Source organism: Butyrivibrio sp. AE3009, from assembly GCF_000420845.1.
In the GTDB taxonomy this organism is placed as follows: Bacteria; Bacillota; Clostridia; order Lachnospirales; family Lachnospiraceae; genus Butyrivibrio.
This window is the reverse complement of sequence record NZ_ATVS01000020.1, coordinates 46061-61262: the sequence shown is the minus strand read 5'-3', so window position 1 is coordinate 61262 and position 15202 is coordinate 46061. Positions and strand designations below refer to the sequence as shown.

Below are 15202 nucleotides of genomic sequence, written 5' to 3'. Positions count from 1 at the left end.
CTTTTTTCTTTAAAACTTTAGAGGTATCATCACACTTTATTCAATTTTTAGAATTAGTTATGTGCACACTTATCTCCGTTAGTAAACGCATTGTAGCACCCAATTATAAACAAAAAATAAAATAGGAATAAAAAAAATTGATAATCGTTCATTTTTATTTGCTTTATTTCATGGCGATTGAAAAAAATTGAAATTTTATTAAGAAGCCGCTCTATAGGACCAATCTTTTGACATATATATAATAAGTAATATAATTAAATGCGTTATAATTTTAATGATGAAATCAAAATATTAATAAGAAGAATCGAGAAAACTATTATGAATATATATATTTCAGGAATATCCGGAACCGGCATGGGACCTTTGGCTTTGATGGCAAGAAAGGCCGGAATCAATGTGTACGGCTCCGACAGAAGTCTTGGAGCAATTGCCAAGGAGCTTGAAAATGCCGGTATCGAGTACCAGGTGGGCCCTCAGGATGGAACATATTTTTCTGAAAAAATAGATACCGTGGGAATTGACTGGTTCATTTACACCTCAGCACTTCCCCAGGATCATCCTGAACTTTTGATGGCAAAAGAGCGTGGAATCAAGGTTTCCAAGCGTGATGAGCTCATCGCGAAGCTGGTAAAAGAGCTTGACCTTAAAATGGTGGCTGTAGCAGGAACCCATGGCAAAACTACCACTACCTCAATGCTGGTCTGGGCTATTGATAAGCTCAGGGATGAGAATGGTAACAGACTCCTGCCCTCTTCATATCTGGTGGGAACCATTCTTTCTTTTGCCCCATCGGGGTCTTACAAAGAGGGAGATAAGTTCTTTATATATGAAGCGGATGAGTACGACAGGAATTTCCTTCATTTCCATCCATGGGTCAGCCTTATAACCTATGTGTCCTACGATCATCCTGATATTTACAAGACAAGAAAAGATTACGAAGAGGCCTTCATACAGTTTGAGGAGCAGTCTCAGAACGTGATCTTTGCTACAAAAGAGGCATCTCTCCATGGCGTAGATGTCCTTAAAGCAGGAGGAAAAGAGCCCCGGATCATCCCTGAAATCGACAAGCGAATCACTCTTTCGGGAAGTCCCAGAAGAGAGGATGCCACCAGTGCATTTTTCGCCCTGAAGGAAATGCTTCGTCACTGCGGCCGGGAGGTTTCAGACGAGAAGCTAATTGAAGTTTTGAATGAATTCCCCGGAGTAAGACGCAGATTTGAGCGGGTAAGCGAGGGCTTTTATTCAGATTATGCCCACCATCCGGAGGAGGTAAAGGCCACTATTGATATTGCTTCGGAAGAGGCAGGAAAGCTCAGCAAAAAAGGTGTTGTTGTAGTTTACCAGCCCCATCAGAACACCCGTCAGCACGAGGTCAGAGCCCTGTACAAGGATGCCTTTGACAAAGCAGACAAGGTTTACTGGCTTCCCACCTTCCTTACAAGAGAGGATGAATCCCTTCCCGTGATCACACCCAAGGAATTCATAGCTGATTTAAATGCAAAAGATAAGGCCTTTGTGGCAGAGCTTGGTGATGACCTTGCAGGCAAAATAAAATCAGATCACAGCGAAGGCTACCTTATCATACTTCTGACTGCAGGACCTGCGGATGCATGGTTCAGAGAAAACTTTAGTTGAACAAAAAAGTTCCTTTCGCTAAATTGCACTAAGGGTAATTTGTTGATAACACCGGGAGCCGCAGATGTGGTTAAAATCGGGGATAGGCTCCCCCGCAGGTAATACTTTTCCACTTTTCCACTTTTAAAAAACAATTTATGTAAATCATTCAATGTGGATAACAGCCATCAATTGTGGGTAAACGTTTTCGTAAAAATTCCCGCTAACGATGGCTGTTTTTAATTTCTCAGGAAAAAATAATCCACGTTATCCACATTGTCCACAAAAGAATGTGTATAAGGAAACTCAGGCCCCACCTGAAATATCTTCGTTACATTTGTCCATATCATATAAAAAATCACCATGCTATAATCTGAATTGTTCCGAAAAACATAAGAAAAATTTTAGATTCTTAATAAATAGGCTTATGGTTTTGGATAAATGTGCGAAGTAGGTGATTAAGTTTATGATGGGGCGAGTTTCAATCAGTCATTCTTTAGGGGAGGATTCAACAAATGTATCAAATATCTTTATCGACGAATACATGCAGGACGCAAACGACGCGCAGATTAAGATCTACCTCTATCTGCTGCGGATGATGAGTGCGAATTTATCCACCAGCGTTAGTGCTCTGGCCGATAAATTCAACCATACGGAAAAGGATGTTATCCGTTCTTTAAAATATTGGGAGAAAAAGGGACTTATAAGTCTCGAGTACGATGCATCACAGAATCTTACCGGAATTCATATGGAAGATATCACTTCCCAGAAAAACACCGTAAGAAAGAAGGAGAACACAGTACTCAGGGCTCTTCCTCCTGTTACACAGGCCGTTCCCGAGAAGCCCAACTATTCTGTGGCCATGCTCAGATCCTTTAAACAGTCTGACGGCCAGGGACTTCTTTTCATTGCGGAACAGTATTTTGGAAGAACTTTGAATCCCACAGAGATTTCAACTATATATTATATTCACGATGAGCTTAAATTCTCAGACGAACTTTTGGACTATCTGATGCAATACTGCGTCGATAATCATAAAACTGACTTCCGTTACATGGAGAAAGTTGCCATTAACTGGAGTCAGGAAGGCATCACAACACCAAAACAGGCCCGTGCGGAGAACTACAGACATGACAGTGACATTCTCACTATCATGAAAGCACTTGGTATGGAGAACAATCCTACAGATAAGGAAGTGTCCTACATCAACAAGTGGCGTGGGGAGTTGGGATTTACGATGGAGATTATCTTGGAAGCCTGCGACCGTACTGTTTTGGCCACACAGAAGAACCGTCTTCGCTACTGCGACGGTATTCTGAAGAGCTGGCATGAGAGTAAAGTTATTACCAGGGAGGACATTGCCAGACTGGATGCAAGTTTTACCGCAGATCTCAAACAAAAGAGATCCAAGGCTTCCAATTCCATCGATAATAAAGAACGTTACGGCGAATCATCTATTCGCCTTGGCGCTAACCAGAACCGTTTTAATCAGTTCCAGCAGAACACCTATGATTTTGCTGAATTGGAAAAAAGGCTTCTGGACAACTAATTCATTGGCTGTCTGCTGCCATACGCGGCAGGTGGCGATCGAACGCTTCGGTCAATTGGGGAATTGGTCCGAAGAATTACAAAAGCCTGGCCCTGTACTTTGGCTTAGCGGTGGCAATTACGCCTTCCCTGATACACGTACAGGGCTCTAGTTTTGCAAGAAAATCAATGCGGAGGAGAATAACATGGCACTGACCAATGCTCAATACGACGCGATCATGCATGAATATGAGGAGCGACGCTCCCTTCACAGACTTGAACTGGAGGAACGTCAGCGCTATGTTTATGAAAATGTCCCGGGCTATAAGGAGCTGGAGGATGAATCCGCCAGTGCCAGCGTACGCTTTGGTAAAAGACTTCTCTCCGGCGAGAAGCTGGACAGAAATATACTTAAGAACCAGCTCGCAGAGCTGGCTAAACAGAAACAGATTCTTTTGACGGAAGCTCAGTTTTCTTCCGACTTTCTGGATATGGGCTACACCTGCCCCGACTGCAAGGACACAGGTTATATCGGCAATGAGAAATGCCACTGCTTCAAGCAGAAGATAATCGATGTGTTATATGACAAGTCCAATCTGAAGGCCCTCGCCAAGAAGGCCAATTTCAAGATTTTAACAGATAAATACTATCAGGGAGAAGATCTTAAGCGCTTTCACGGAGCAAAGAAGGCTGCTGAAGATTTTATAAATAGTTTTAAGGAACACTACCAAAATTTATTCATTTATGGTACAGTGGGTACTGGCAAATCCTTCCTGTCTGTTTGTATCGCCAACGAGCTCCTCAAAAAGGGAAACTCAGTGATATATTTCAGCTCTTCGGGTTTGTTCCAGTTACTGGCGGACAACGCCTTTAATCCTCAGAAAAAGGTCGACAGACAGAGCACCTACGATGATATTTACGGGTGTGACCTTCTGGTGATCGACGATCTTGGAACGGAGCTCATCAACTCTTTTGTTGCCTCGGAGCTATTCTCCTGCATCAATGAGCGAGATATCCGCAAAAAGAGCACCATCATCACCACCAACCTTTCTCTTGAGCAATTACAGGCCACCTATTCTGACCGTATTTTCTCAAGGATCACCAGTAACTACCGACTTCTTAAGCTATCAGGTCAGGACATCAGAAGTATTAAAAAACTTGCTCAAAAAGAAAGTGAGGTTGTGCAGTAATGCCAAGAAGAGAAGAGAAACGTAATCTGGAGACCATTCCTGTAGGTTCCCTGGGTATCATACCACTTAAAGGTGTAAGGTCACTTGCAGATAAGGTTGATTACTATCTCGTTAAGTGGAGAGCAGAACGAGAGAATGAACATAAAGGAAGCCTGGCTTTTACCGGCTATGAGCGTCCTTCCTATATTCTTGATGCGGAGGTTCCAAGATTTGGTACCGGTGAGGCAAAGGGTGTTATCAAGGCTTCGGTCCGCGGAGATGATCTATACCTTCTTGTAGATGTTTGTAACTACTCTCAGACCTATTCTCTGTTTGGTCAGGAAAACCACATGTCCCCTGATGATCACTATCAGGATCTTAAAAGAATCATCGCTGCTGTAGGCGGCAAGGCAAGAAGAATCACAGTTATCATGCCTTTCCTCTACGAGTCAAGACAGCATAAGAGAAGTTCAAGAGAATCTCTTGACTGTGCTATCGCTCTTCAGGAGCTGGTGAGCATGGGTGTTGACAATATCATTACCTTTGACGCTCACGATCCCAGAGTTCAGAATGCTATTCCTTTAAACGGTTTTGAGACCGTTCGTACTACATATCAGTTTATTAAGGCTCTCCTTCGCAATGTTTGGGACCTTAAGATCGACTCAGACCACATGATGGTTATTTCTCCCGATGAGGGCGGAATGGGTCGTGCAATCTATCTTGCCAGCGTTCTTGGCCTTGATGTTGGAATGTTCTATAAGAGACGTGACTACACACAGGTTATCGACGGCAGGAACCCTATCGTATCCCATGAGTTCCTCGGAACCAGCGTTGAGGGCAAGTCAGTTATCATCGTTGATGATATGATCTCCTCCGGCGAGAGCATGCTGGATGTAGCAAGAGCCCTCAAGGAGAGAAAGGCTGCAAGAATCTACGCCTTCTCAACCTTCGGTCTTTTCACAAGCGGACTTGAACAGTTCGACAAGGCCTACGAAGAAGGCATTATCGACAGAATCCTTACAACCAACCTGATCTACCAGACTCCGGAGCTTCTCTCCCGTGAGTGGTACATCAGCTGCGATATGAGTAAGTATATTGCTTACCTCATTGATACACTGAATCATGATGCTTCCATCAGTGATCTGCTGAATCCGGTAGAGAGAATAAATAATATTATCGAGAGATACAATTCAGGAGAGCTGAGAGCTTCTATGGAAGCAGAAAAGAAGATCTGAATTTCCCTACGGGAATGAAATCAATTGCGCATAAATAAATTAAGACTATGTCTTTTCTATATACTATAGAAGGCATAGTCTTTTTCATGCGTCCGGCGCAATTCATTGTACTGCTTTTTGCTGCTATATCCATTATCCTTTTCTCGCCCTCTATAAGCTTATTATCCGTTTAGTTCATCCTCTATATCCAGTGCCGTCTCGTAGGTATTACGAAACTGCTCCTGAGAATAATAATACGTAGTTATTTCATGATAGTACTTTCCATACTTGGCAGAATCAAATTTCTTATTTTTTATTAGTGAATCGCTGAAATTATCGGGACAGATAAACCCTATATACTCTTTACTATGAATTTCTTTGCCCTGATTATTGTTATAAATAAGTACATCTGTAACGCGCACCTCAAACCTATTTTTTCCCTCTTTCGTTACAGTAATATCTACCTTATCATTCTCAAAACGATATCCGTCGGTAGGAGGTTCTGCCTGGACACTGAGTTCGAACCTGTCAAACTTAATCTTGGAGAAGAGGCTCTTATAGTAGTAGTACTTAACACCATCCCTTTCTACGCAAATCTCATTGCCTGAAGTTTTACCGGATGAACCTGCTGTTACAATCTCCGGACTACTTCCTTCAAGAGTAGGCTTAAACATAGAAAATATTATCGCTATAAAAATAATTAATGATGCAATTATTCTCAGCGTAATAATAAGCACTAATAACAGCGTATTTCTTTTTTTCACATTCTCTCCACCTTATTGTTATATTTGGGGGAATTATGTATCGTGATTATCACGGCTAATATCGAGTAACATATTCCAAAGCAGGTATTCATCTTAAGTCCCACATCCGGAACTGCGCCTTCAATCGACAATATATATCTTCCGGCGAATCCTGTGCAGAAGCTTATTACAGTTCCTGTAAGTACCGCAATCATAAGGCCTATATCCAGAGACCTTTCTTTGCCATTTGCAAAAAGAAAGCCTACAAAAGCCATTGTGCTGTAGCCAACTCCAAGGGCGGAACTCATAAGGCCAAGGAGTAAGGCAGTACCGAAGTCTCCAAGAGTTAATCCCCTGCGTTGAATATAGCTGTCAATCACAAATGTAGACATATACAATATTACAGGTATGAAATTAAGGAACCACAACTTCTTTTTCATTTTCTCTCTCCGCTTTTATGTAAAAAAATTTGTTTAATAAGCTCTTATATCAGAAAGTATATAGTATTTGCGGGATGAGATAAACATGTATAAAAGCAAATTATGGCATCGTATTTTTATGATGTAGGTGTCAAAAGTCCCTTAATATCAAGTAGCGACGGAACACAGGCATACAACTTTTTACTCAGTTCCTCGTCCGGCTGTGTCAGATCCGGCACCATGATGACATTACAACCGGCCTCATATGCACTGGTAACACCGTTTGGCGAATCCTCAACAGCGAAGGTCTCTTCCGGAGAAAGTCCAAGCTCCTTACAGGCATAGGCATAGATATCGGGCGCGGGCTTACCCTGCTTTACCATATCTGCACAAATTATTCTGTCAAAATGGTCAAAGAGTCCGAGCTTAGTAAGATAGCCCTTAGTTCTCTCATATTCATTGGCGGTTGCGATACAGGTAAGAATGCCGCGCTCGCGCAGCCATGTCAGGATCTCCACAGCACCTGGCTTAAGGGGAATCCCCTGCTCTTTAATAATATCTGCCACAAGGCCTCTTCTGTATTCTCTTACTGTATGATAGTCGAAATCCTCTCCGAACCACTCCTTGAACTTAACCGGTGCAAAAGGCCTTCCCAGTGAACGCATCTCCAGAGGCATCCAGGGCTCGCACTCATATCCAAAGTGAGCCAGAGCCTTAGGCCAGGCTATCTGATAGAATTTCTCGGTATCGGTCAGGGTACCGTCTAAGTCGAAAATTACTGCTTTAATGTTTTTAGACATTTTTATCTGTTCCTTTTTATCACAAGCCGTCCCCTTGTCAGGTCTATCAAAGCTCGTAGTATTCTGCATTAATATATTTCGTATCATCCTCAAAGGCTGAGGGCTCAGTGTGTGTTTCATTCACTTCCACGGTATTTCCGCCTCCAAAGATACTTGTGATCAGCGACTTCACAGTGTCCGATCCAATGAATGCAACGTCTGAGGAAACAGAGCTTACAGCCCCTTTCTGTTCATCGCTGCAGGTAACCTTGGCGCAGTCCCTGATCTTGAGCCTTTCTCTGATGAGCTCAGCAGGGATATCTTTTGCAATCTTAAGAAGAGCACAGTCTCTTATCAGTATACCATCTTCTGCCGCTTCAAGGGTTACTCTGTCAAGGTTGGCAATCGGCATATCTTCTATTACGATGCCTTTGGCGACAACGATTTTTTTGTAGGAAGCCTTGATCTCGTTAAGTCTTGGAACACACTCCTGATTGGTGACCAGCTCGCCCTCCACAACAAGGGATTCAAGCCTGTTAAGAGCGCTCATATTAGCTGAGGAAATGTGAGCATCTCCGATGATATACAGGTTGGTTCCGTAGGTATTGACGAACTGCTCGTCGATCTCGTTCTCATCAGAAACGACAACCCTGCAGTTATCGGGTATCTCCACGATCTCCGCCTCTATGTTAAAAAGAGGAAGCGCCGTCTCCAAGTGACTCTGTCTGATATAGATCTTGTCCGTTGAAAACTTCACGTTCTTCTCAGAGAGTTTGGCAAAATCGGTCTCGGGATCATTGTCGTAGATAAAAGTAGCTGCGAAATAGCCAGTATCCCTTGGCGCTCTCACAGGGAAATACTTATCCAGCCTGTAGCGATTGTCCATGAGCACGTAGTCATCGGGATATGCCTTTGTCATGCCGTTTATGGAAAGTCCCGGGAAAGGCAGCATTGCTGCAATGCTTTTGGGGCAAAGGATGATTCCGTTGACGGTTATGCGGCAGTACTTTTTCAAAACCTCCTGAGAACCGGGGGCAATCTTAAGCATTCCGTTGACGGAGATAGCGGTACCCTCTGCCACGGTTGAATTGGGCGAAATCTCATATACACCGTTGATGGTCTGGGTCATGTTGCCGGGAGCTTCGCCGATGTCCTTGCTCCTGACCTCCTCTGCCTTGATGTTAAAGGGAAGTCTGTTGAGGATTTCTTTACTTCTGTCATCAACGATAAGGTTCTCTGTATAAATTCTGATACTGGAAAACTCCTTGTAGTTGTCTTCGTTAATTCTTCTTGCGTCACAGGTTTCGCAGTTGATTCTGAGTTTCATGTTTTTCCCCTTTCAAACGTATGTATTTATGCTCTTAAATTATCTTTTTCTTTAGATGTTCTCTTGCCTCATGGAGCTTGCTTCTGACTGTCCCCGGGGGAAGTCCCAGCATTTCTCCTATCTGTTTGGAGGAAAAGCCCTCCACATGCCGAAGGATCAGTAGCTTGGCCTCCAGAACATCCATGGTCTTAAGCACCTCCAGAATCTCTTTTTCCGAGTACTTGTCATAGAAGCTCTGCTGCATAGGCAACTCCTCGGAGTCTGTCAGCTTTCCCTGAAGGCACTCGTTTTTTCTTTTCCTCACGGTGTCGATAAAAACATTCTTGATGGTGCGGTAGAGCCAGGCTCTTTTCTGCTGAAATGTCAGGCCCTCAATCTCGTCGTAGTGATCGATGGCCCTTAGGAACCCCTCCTGAACCAGCTCCCTGGCCATGTCCTCGTCCTGAGTCATGATGCAGCACCATCTGAGCAGTTCGGTATTTAGTTGTTTATACAAGTCGGTAATTTCCTGCTCCATATTTCGGCTCCCCTTAGTGGTCAGTCCCCATCAACAAATTGTGAACTTTACCGGCTGGCAGATGTCAACGTTGTTCACAGTTTGTTAATTGGGTCAGCCCCCGGTTAATTGCTGCTCTCGTTGCCACGCTATCATACTCACAATTATATAACGATTCCAATCGGTACCACGAGTGAAAATACGTATTTTTCCTAAGCGCCAGCTGTACCAGATATAAATTCATCATAATTACCCTCCAACGAATTAAAATAATTCATAACCATTTGTCACAGTTCAAAAGCGCTTTCTGTATATATAACGTTTGAAAAAGAAAAAGTGTTGGAAATTTTTCAAAAAAAATTTCCAACACTTTTGACACCTATATCATAATATCATCATTCAGTCACAACAGGATTTCTTTGTTTCTGTAGCATTTTCCTCGCAACAGGAAGATGCTGCGCCCGCCGCTTCCTGCTCGCAGCAGGCATTTTTGTGTCCGGATGCACTGCTGGTCTTTGCGCTGCAGCCTGTAAGCGTGCCGGCAAACAGCGTTGCCGCTATCATGACTATCATAAATCTTTTCATACCTGATTCTTCTCCTTAAAACTTCACCTTTTCATTTTTGTTGATCTGTATTACCTTGCCATCCTGGATGACAATGGTGATGCTCCCGTATTCTATCTCCTTTACCATCCTCTTAACTTCAGCAAGATAATCCTTCTCACTGTATCTGGGTTTACACACTCTGATCTCCCCCATTACACTTCTCCTTTGTTTTTTAATATTCCCATGTGACGAACTTCTTTTTCAGCACACCAATGATGATGTTCAGAAGTGAAACCACAAGGCCGATAAAGATAATACCGGCTATGGCCTTGGTATAATTGGCATAGGTCAGTGCCACTCTCACGTAATATCCCATTCCACTGGATGCGCCTATCATCTCCGCAGCCGTCAGAGTCATAAGGGCGGTGGCCAGATTGATGGGCAGATTGTTGATGATTCTCGGAAGGTTAAAGGGAATGATGATTTTAAACAGCATGGGCAGTGTCTTCATATTCAGAACTTTCGCCGAGTTGATGACCTTCTTTTCCACAAAAGCTGTATTATTGATGCTTCCCATAAAGCTTCCCCAGAACACCGACAGGAACACTACCGTAAGCGATGCAAGGAAAAATGTGGGCATTATAAGCACAATGTAGGAGGTGTATATAAGTGGCGGAACTGTTGAGATTGCCTTTACCACCGGATATATGGCATTTGTAAGCCTTGGCACCCATCCCACCAAAGTTCCCAGAATTACTGCAAAAAGCAGTGCCAGAAAAACTCCAAGTATGATCAGTACCATTGAGCTCTTGAAGCCCTCCAGGATGTTTGCATAATCCTCAAAGAAAACATAAAACACGTTTTCCGGCGCAGGCACAAAGGCATAGGGCAAAAGATTAAAGCGGCTGACTCCCACTTCCCATAAAAGAAGGAACCCATACACAAATCCCACAATGTCCCTCTGAGCTCTGCTTCTCTTTTCCGAACCATTGCTCAAAAGAAATACGATTTCTATAATAATCAGCACCAGTCCAAAGGCCTTAAAATCCTTGAGTCCGATCCTCATCTCTGCGTCATATCTGCTGGGCAAAAGCGATGCCAGCCATATTAGAACAAAAAAGAAATTAGCTATGTTGATTATTCTTTTCTGCCATGCCACATTAGTATTTTTCCTTACTCTTTCCGGCTTTTCAAAAGCAATGGCCGGAGCCTCTGCATAACTACTCATATTCCGGCACCTCCTGTAAGAGCTATTTCTTCGTCCTCATTACTGAACATTCTGACCAACTGACTTCGAAGAGTCCTGTATCTGTCATTCCCCAGCATCTTCTCCTTATATCTGGGCCTGTCAATCTTCACATCGATGATCTTCTTTATTCCTTTTGGCTCCATGAAAACAATCTTATCCGCAAGGAAGATTGCTTCCTCCAGATCATGAGTGACAAATACGATCGTCTTTTTCTCCTTGTCCTCAGCCCAGAGCTTTAAAAGAAGCTGCTGAAGCACATCCCTTGTCTTGGCATCAATGGCTCCGAAGGGCTCATCCATAAGAAGGATCTCCGGATTGCAGGCAAGGGCTCTTGCTATTGCCACCCTTTGCTGCATTCCTCCTGACAGCTCCCCGGGCTGCTTATTCTTATATTCGGAGAGTCCCACCTTTTCAAGGAATTCATCAGCTATCCTGTAGGCATCGCTCTTTTTTACCTTCTGATACCCCCTCTTAGACTCGATAATGGCAAAAGCCACATTTCTTCTGGCACTCATCCAGGGGAAAAGAGAGTAGTTCTGAAATACCACTGCCCTGTCCCGGCCGGGGCCGTTTATCTCTTTGTCGTTGATAAGAACCTTTCCCCTGGTGGGTTCAAGCAGCCCCTCCAGAACCCCAAGGAGCGTGCTCTTTCCGCAGCCGGAGGGGCCTATAAGGCAGACGAATTCTCCTTTTTCCACCTCAAGATTTATGTCATTCAGGGCTTCAAAGCTCTCTTTTTCCGTTTCGTAGGTAAGTCCCAGATCCTTTATCTCAATAAGTGCCAATAAGATCACCCCCAGAATTCTTCGCCGTAAATGTTGGCAAAATCAGGAAACTCAGTGTTATTCTCCAGGAAATATGCCTTCATATCCTTGTAAAAATCGTCATCAGGATTATCAGCTATCACGTTCTTAAGCGCATCTGCATATACAGAAATATCATAGAACTTATCCAGTGTGAGATCTGATTCCACATATTTCTGCTCAAGAATGATGTCGTAGAGTCCCTGAACTCCGTTGTAATTAGGATCCGGATTATAGGTACGGTGAGCACTTCCAACCTCATCGTAAATATATGTCCGGATGTAGTCCTCTGTCTCACCGGTAGCTTTAACAAGACTCTGTATTGTGCCTTCCTCATCGGTTTTAATGTCTTTATAGGCTTTTATCTGGCCTTCCAGGTAATAAACATAGGCATCGCGATTCTGCTCAAGATTCTTGGTATATGCAGACTGACGGCAGCATACATAATCTTTTTTGATATCATAAAGCGTTGTAAGTACGACGCAGCCTGCCTCCAGCGCCTGGTCAACATAGTTACTTGAAACAAATCCGATATCCACGTTGCCCTTAGCTGTAGAAAGCGCGATGCTGGAATAATCCTCTATCATTACATACTCAACATCATCGGCTGTAAGACCGTAGTCCTTTAGTGCGTTTCTGGTTGTCAGCTCACTTGTTGACATCTGGACAACGCCTATGGAATGGCCTTTCCAGTTGCTGATATCCTTAAGCTCCTCATAGTTCTCGGGAAGTGTTACGCAGACCATACCTCCGGAGAGAACTCCTCCTATCAGTGTTACATCATATCCCTGGGCGCCGTAGCTTACAGGCGGTACTACCTGCGCATAGGCTGCATCTATCTTTCCAACGCTTAATGCGTCATACATTACCGCCCCCGAATTCTCAAGCTTGGTCTGAGTAATAGTCAGATTGTTTTCTGCAAAATAGCCTTTTTCATCAGCCAGCTGTACCAGCGGATTGTTAAGCGCCGCATCTCCTGAAGCGCCAAGATTAAGCGTATATCCACCTGTCTCTCCATCTCTCTTAGCTCCTGCCACGTCCTTTCCGCAGCCCGTAAGGAGCGCAGCTGTCATAGCCGTTACCAATAGTCCTGCAATAAATTTTTTCATAATCATCCTTCCTCCTTTAACTTAAGTACCAGTGAATCTGTCTGCAAAAGCGCATCCACAATTGCCTTTATATTCCATTCAACATGGTCGAATGCTTCCTTGATCTGAGTGGCAAGATTCTCCAGCTCGCTACAGTTGTCCTTATCAAGTCCGATATCTGCCAGCGTAAACGCGTTGTGATATTTATCAAAGTTCTTTATTACTTCCTCAATTTCTTTTTCATCCTTGTTCTCAAGGAACAGCTGTGCCACTATGCCATATGCAACTTTTTCCCCGTGAAGCTTGTGCCTTGTATTGGGAAATCTTGCGGATATGTGGTAAAAGGGGTGGGCGAAGCTGTAATATCCTGTGTTTGTCTGGAAGCTTCCCGCAAATCCCGCAAGGTATATGATTGAATCCACCACATCCTTGGCGCTCTGTCCGATGTACCCTTCATCCGCCTCTCTGATTGCCTTGAATACGTTGTTTTCAAGCTTTTCGTAGGCAAGCTTTGCTGAGTAAAAAGAGATATCAAGATTCAGTGAATCCTTGGCATGTTCAAGACTTGGACGAATCTCATAAAACTTGGCAAAGGTATCGATTGTTCCGGCAAAAAGATATCTCTTTGGAGCTGAAAGAATGATCCTCGTGTCAGCTATTATCAGTTCCGGAGCCTTCTTCAGAGGTCTTGGCTTTACATAGCTTCCCTCGTCGTCATACTGGATTGTGAGCCCGGCCCAGGCAGCGCAGGTGGCTGCGATTGTGGGAATCGTGATGACGGGGATATCCAGCAGATCCGCTGTTGCCTTGGCGGTGTCAAGAACTCTTCCTCCTCCTATTCCGATGATGGCATCTGCATTGTATTTTTTTACCAGCTCCGTATAGTAATTGAACTTGTTCTCAGAAGGATATCCGGAAAAAAGGTCAACGTTGGCGGAATTTACGCCGTTATCCTCAAGGGACTGCTGGAGCTCCGAAAATGCTGCGTTCAAGGCCTTTCTGCTGCCTATGATAAGAGGATTCTTGGAATATTCCTTTATGTACTGTCCCGCTGTCTTTAAAGCATCCTTTTCACTTATGTATAACTTAGGCGTTTTTACGATCATTTTTTCTTATCTCCTCCAATATTTTCTTCAAAAGCTCTATAACCCTGCTGTTTTCTTCAGGTCTTCCCACCGAGATCCTGAGCCACTTATCAAGGCCGAATTCCTCACCTTTTCTGATGATGATTCCTTCTTTGGCAAATTCGGTTTCCACATATTCTCCATCCAGGCCGGTTCTTACAAGAATGAAGTTGCCGTTGGAGGGAATGTACTTAAGTCCCAGAGCTTCGAATTCACTGTAGTAGCGCCCTAGCTCCTTTCTGTTCTGCGAAATGACAAATTCTGTGAACTCCTCATCCTCAAGGGCAGCCAGCGCTGCGACCTGAGCAGTAAAGCTTAAGTTTATGGGAAGCTTTACCTTAAGAAGGTTCCGTATTATGTCCTCCGATGCGATTCCATAGCCTACTCTGAAGGACGCCAGTCCGTAGGATTTGGAAAAGGTTCTGAGAATGATCACGTTGCTGTGCCTTTGGGCAAGTTCTATAGTGTCGATGTAATCGCCGTCTATAAAATCGATATAGGCTTCATCAAGAACTATCAGAACATGCTCCGGTACTCTTTCGATGAAATCTGTAAGCACCACCGGCGCTATCACTGTTCCTGTGGGGTTGTTGGGATTACAGAGCCAGATTACCTTGGTCTTTTCATTTATTCTCTTGAGAATCCCCTCTGTGTCCACCGCCTTTTCCTCTGTTACGGGAACTCTTACCACGGTGCCTTCGTTTTTCAGCGTCACATTCAGATACCATCCAAAAGAAGGATCGTTGTAGATCACTTCATCGTCTTTTTCAATATAGGTCTCACCTATCAGTGTCAAAAGCTCAAATGATCCGTTTCCGAATATTAAATTTTTACCGGGAACGTTTAGTTTTTCCGACAACTTTTCCCGAAGCTTTGTTACATTCACATCAGGGTAATAGGAAAAGTATGTCTTGCTGTCGTTGATGGCTTTTATGACATTTTCCGAACAGCCGAATCTGTTTTCATTTCCGGCAAGCTTGATCAAGTCTTTTTCCTTGATCCCATATTCCCGGCTCACTTCAACAATTGATCTGGCGGGCTTGTATTCCGCAAGTTTGCTTACCGCCTCTTTTACTCTGACCACTTTCATTTCCTCCCTTGTTG

16 protein-coding genes are annotated in these 15202 nt (G+C 43.7%); 4 read left to right on the top strand and 12 right to left on the bottom strand.

The genetic code is table 11. The features are described 5' to 3' along the window. Positions 1-318 precede the first annotated feature (318 nt). The 4 genes from G588_RS0111470 (at position 319) to G588_RS0111455 (ending at position 5545) form a co-directional block, all read left to right on the top strand. Complete coding sequence (locus G588_RS0111470; protein ID WP_022778883.1) at positions 319-1635, top strand: Mur ligase domain-containing protein; 1317 nt, start codon at positions 319-321, stop codon at positions 1633-1635. A 445-nt stretch (positions 1636-2080) separates the two neighbouring features. Further along, positions 2081-3163, top strand: coding sequence for a DnaD domain protein (locus G588_RS0111465; protein WP_022778882.1), 1083 nt, complete (start codon positions 2081-2083; stop codon positions 3161-3163). A gap of 184 nt (positions 3164-3347) precedes the next feature. Continuing rightward, positions 3348-4331 carry an ATP-binding protein gene (locus G588_RS0111460; RefSeq protein WP_022778881.1) on the top strand — a complete coding sequence of 328 codons (984 nt, stop codon included), beginning with the start codon at positions 3348-3350 and terminating at the stop codon, positions 4329-4331. Then, complete coding sequence (locus G588_RS0111455; RefSeq protein ID WP_022778880.1) at positions 4331-5545, top strand: ribose-phosphate pyrophosphokinase; 1215 nt, start codon at positions 4331-4333, stop codon at positions 5543-5545. The genes G588_RS0111460 and G588_RS0111455 overlap by 1 nt, the downstream gene beginning before the upstream one ends. Positions 5546-5706: 161 nt before the next feature. Here the strand turns inward: G588_RS0111455 and G588_RS0111450 are convergent, their stop codons facing one another. From G588_RS0111450 to hisC, 12 genes are all read right to left on the bottom strand, one after another. Continuing rightward, positions 5707-6198 carry a hypothetical protein gene (locus tag G588_RS0111450; protein ID WP_022778879.1) on the bottom strand — a complete coding sequence of 164 codons (492 nt, stop codon included), beginning with the start codon at positions 6196-6198 and terminating at the stop codon, positions 5707-5709. 86 nt (positions 6199-6284) lie between these two features. Further along, positions 6285-6707 (bottom strand): hypothetical protein, encoded by a 423-nt coding sequence (locus G588_RS0111445; protein ID WP_022778878.1) that lies wholly within the window; start codon positions 6705-6707, stop codon positions 6285-6287. Between the two features lie 116 nt (positions 6708-6823). Further along, positions 6824-7486, bottom strand: coding sequence for an HAD family hydrolase (locus tag G588_RS0111440; RefSeq protein WP_022778877.1), 663 nt, complete (start codon positions 7484-7486; stop codon positions 6824-6826). A gap of 46 nt (positions 7487-7532) precedes the next feature. After that, complete coding sequence (locus G588_RS0111435; protein WP_022778876.1) at positions 7533-8792, bottom strand: hypothetical protein; 1260 nt, start codon at positions 8790-8792, stop codon at positions 7533-7535. Between the two features lie 34 nt (positions 8793-8826). Beyond that, complete coding sequence (locus G588_RS0111430; protein ID WP_026668738.1) at positions 8827-9309, bottom strand: RNA polymerase sigma factor; 483 nt, start codon at positions 9307-9309, stop codon at positions 8827-8829. 378 nt (positions 9310-9687) lie between these two features. Continuing rightward, the gene (locus G588_RS0111425) at positions 9688-9873 is read right to left on the bottom strand and encodes a hypothetical protein (protein WP_022778875.1); all 186 of its coding nucleotides are present in this window, start codon (positions 9871-9873) and stop codon (positions 9688-9690) included. 15 nt (positions 9874-9888) lie between these two features. Next, on the bottom strand, positions 9889-10047 hold the full coding sequence (locus G588_RS22095; RefSeq protein ID WP_022778874.1) for a YezD family protein: 159 nt from the start codon (positions 10045-10047) through the stop codon (positions 9889-9891). Between the two features lie 19 nt (positions 10048-10066). Then, entirely contained in the window at positions 10067-11062 is a 996-nt protein-coding gene (locus tag G588_RS0111415) for an ABC transporter permease (RefSeq protein ID WP_022778873.1), read from the bottom strand. Then, on the bottom strand, positions 11059-11868 hold the full coding sequence (locus G588_RS0111410; RefSeq protein WP_022778872.1) for an ABC transporter ATP-binding protein: 810 nt from the start codon (positions 11866-11868) through the stop codon (positions 11059-11061). The genes G588_RS0111415 and G588_RS0111410 overlap by 4 nt, the downstream gene beginning before the upstream one ends. A 5-nt stretch (positions 11869-11873) precedes the next feature. Further along, positions 11874-12995 carry an ABC transporter substrate-binding protein gene (locus G588_RS0111405; RefSeq protein ID WP_196804979.1) on the bottom strand — a complete coding sequence of 374 codons (1122 nt, stop codon included), beginning with the start codon at positions 12993-12995 and terminating at the stop codon, positions 11874-11876. Positions 12996-12997: 2 nt separating this feature from the next. Continuing rightward, positions 12998-14080, bottom strand: coding sequence for an iron-containing alcohol dehydrogenase family protein (locus G588_RS20035; RefSeq protein ID WP_022778870.1), 1083 nt, complete (start codon positions 14078-14080; stop codon positions 12998-13000). Continuing rightward, positions 14061-15182, bottom strand: a complete 1122-nt coding sequence (hisC, locus tag G588_RS0111395; RefSeq protein ID WP_330361417.1) for a histidinol-phosphate transaminase — start codon at positions 15180-15182, stop codon at positions 14061-14063. The genes G588_RS20035 and hisC overlap by 20 nt, the downstream gene beginning before the upstream one ends. Positions 15183-15202 lie beyond the last annotated feature (20 nt).

Excerpts from the sequence above, each read along its gene's own strand:
- G588_RS0111470 (WP_022778883.1), top strand. The coding sequence starts at position 319 with ATGAATATATATATTTCAGGAATATCCGGAACCGGCATGGGACCTTTG.
- G588_RS0111465 (WP_022778882.1), top strand. The coding sequence starts at position 2,081 with ATGATGGGGCGAGTTTCAATCAGTCATTCTTTAGGGGAGGATTCAACA.
- G588_RS0111460 (WP_022778881.1), top strand. The coding sequence starts at position 3,348 with ATGGCACTGACCAATGCTCAATACGACGCGATCATGCATGAATATGAG.
- G588_RS0111455 (WP_022778880.1), top strand. The coding sequence starts at position 4,331 with ATGCCAAGAAGAGAAGAGAAACGTAATCTGGAGACCATTCCTGTAGGT.
- G588_RS0111450 (WP_022778879.1), bottom strand. The coding sequence starts at position 6,198 with ATGTTTAAGCCTACTCTTGAAGGAAGTAGTCCGGAGATTGTAACAGCA.
- G588_RS0111445 (WP_022778878.1), bottom strand. The coding sequence starts at position 6,707 with ATGAAAAAGAAGTTGTGGTTCCTTAATTTCATACCTGTAATATTGTAT.
- G588_RS0111440 (WP_022778877.1), bottom strand. The coding sequence starts at position 7,486 with ATGTCTAAAAACATTAAAGCAGTAATTTTCGACTTAGACGGTACCCTG.
- G588_RS0111435 (WP_022778876.1), bottom strand. The coding sequence starts at position 8,792 with ATGAAACTCAGAATCAACTGCGAAACCTGTGACGCAAGAAGAATTAAC.
- G588_RS0111430 (WP_026668738.1), bottom strand. The coding sequence starts at position 9,309 with ATGGAGCAGGAAATTACCGACTTGTATAAACAACTAAATACCGAACTG.
- G588_RS0111425 (WP_022778875.1), bottom strand. The coding sequence starts at position 9,873 with ATGAAAAGATTTATGATAGTCATGATAGCGGCAACGCTGTTTGCCGGC.
- G588_RS22095 (WP_022778874.1), bottom strand. The coding sequence starts at position 10,047 with ATGGGGGAGATCAGAGTGTGTAAACCCAGATACAGTGAGAAGGATTAT.
- G588_RS0111415 (WP_022778873.1), bottom strand. The coding sequence starts at position 11,062 with ATGAGTAGTTATGCAGAGGCTCCGGCCATTGCTTTTGAAAAGCCGGAA.
- G588_RS0111405 (WP_196804979.1), bottom strand. The coding sequence starts at position 12,995 with ATGAAAAAATTTATTGCAGGACTATTGGTAACGGCTATGACAGCTGCG.
- G588_RS20035 (WP_022778870.1), bottom strand. The coding sequence starts at position 14,080 with ATGATCGTAAAAACGCCTAAGTTATACATAAGTGAAAAGGATGCTTTA.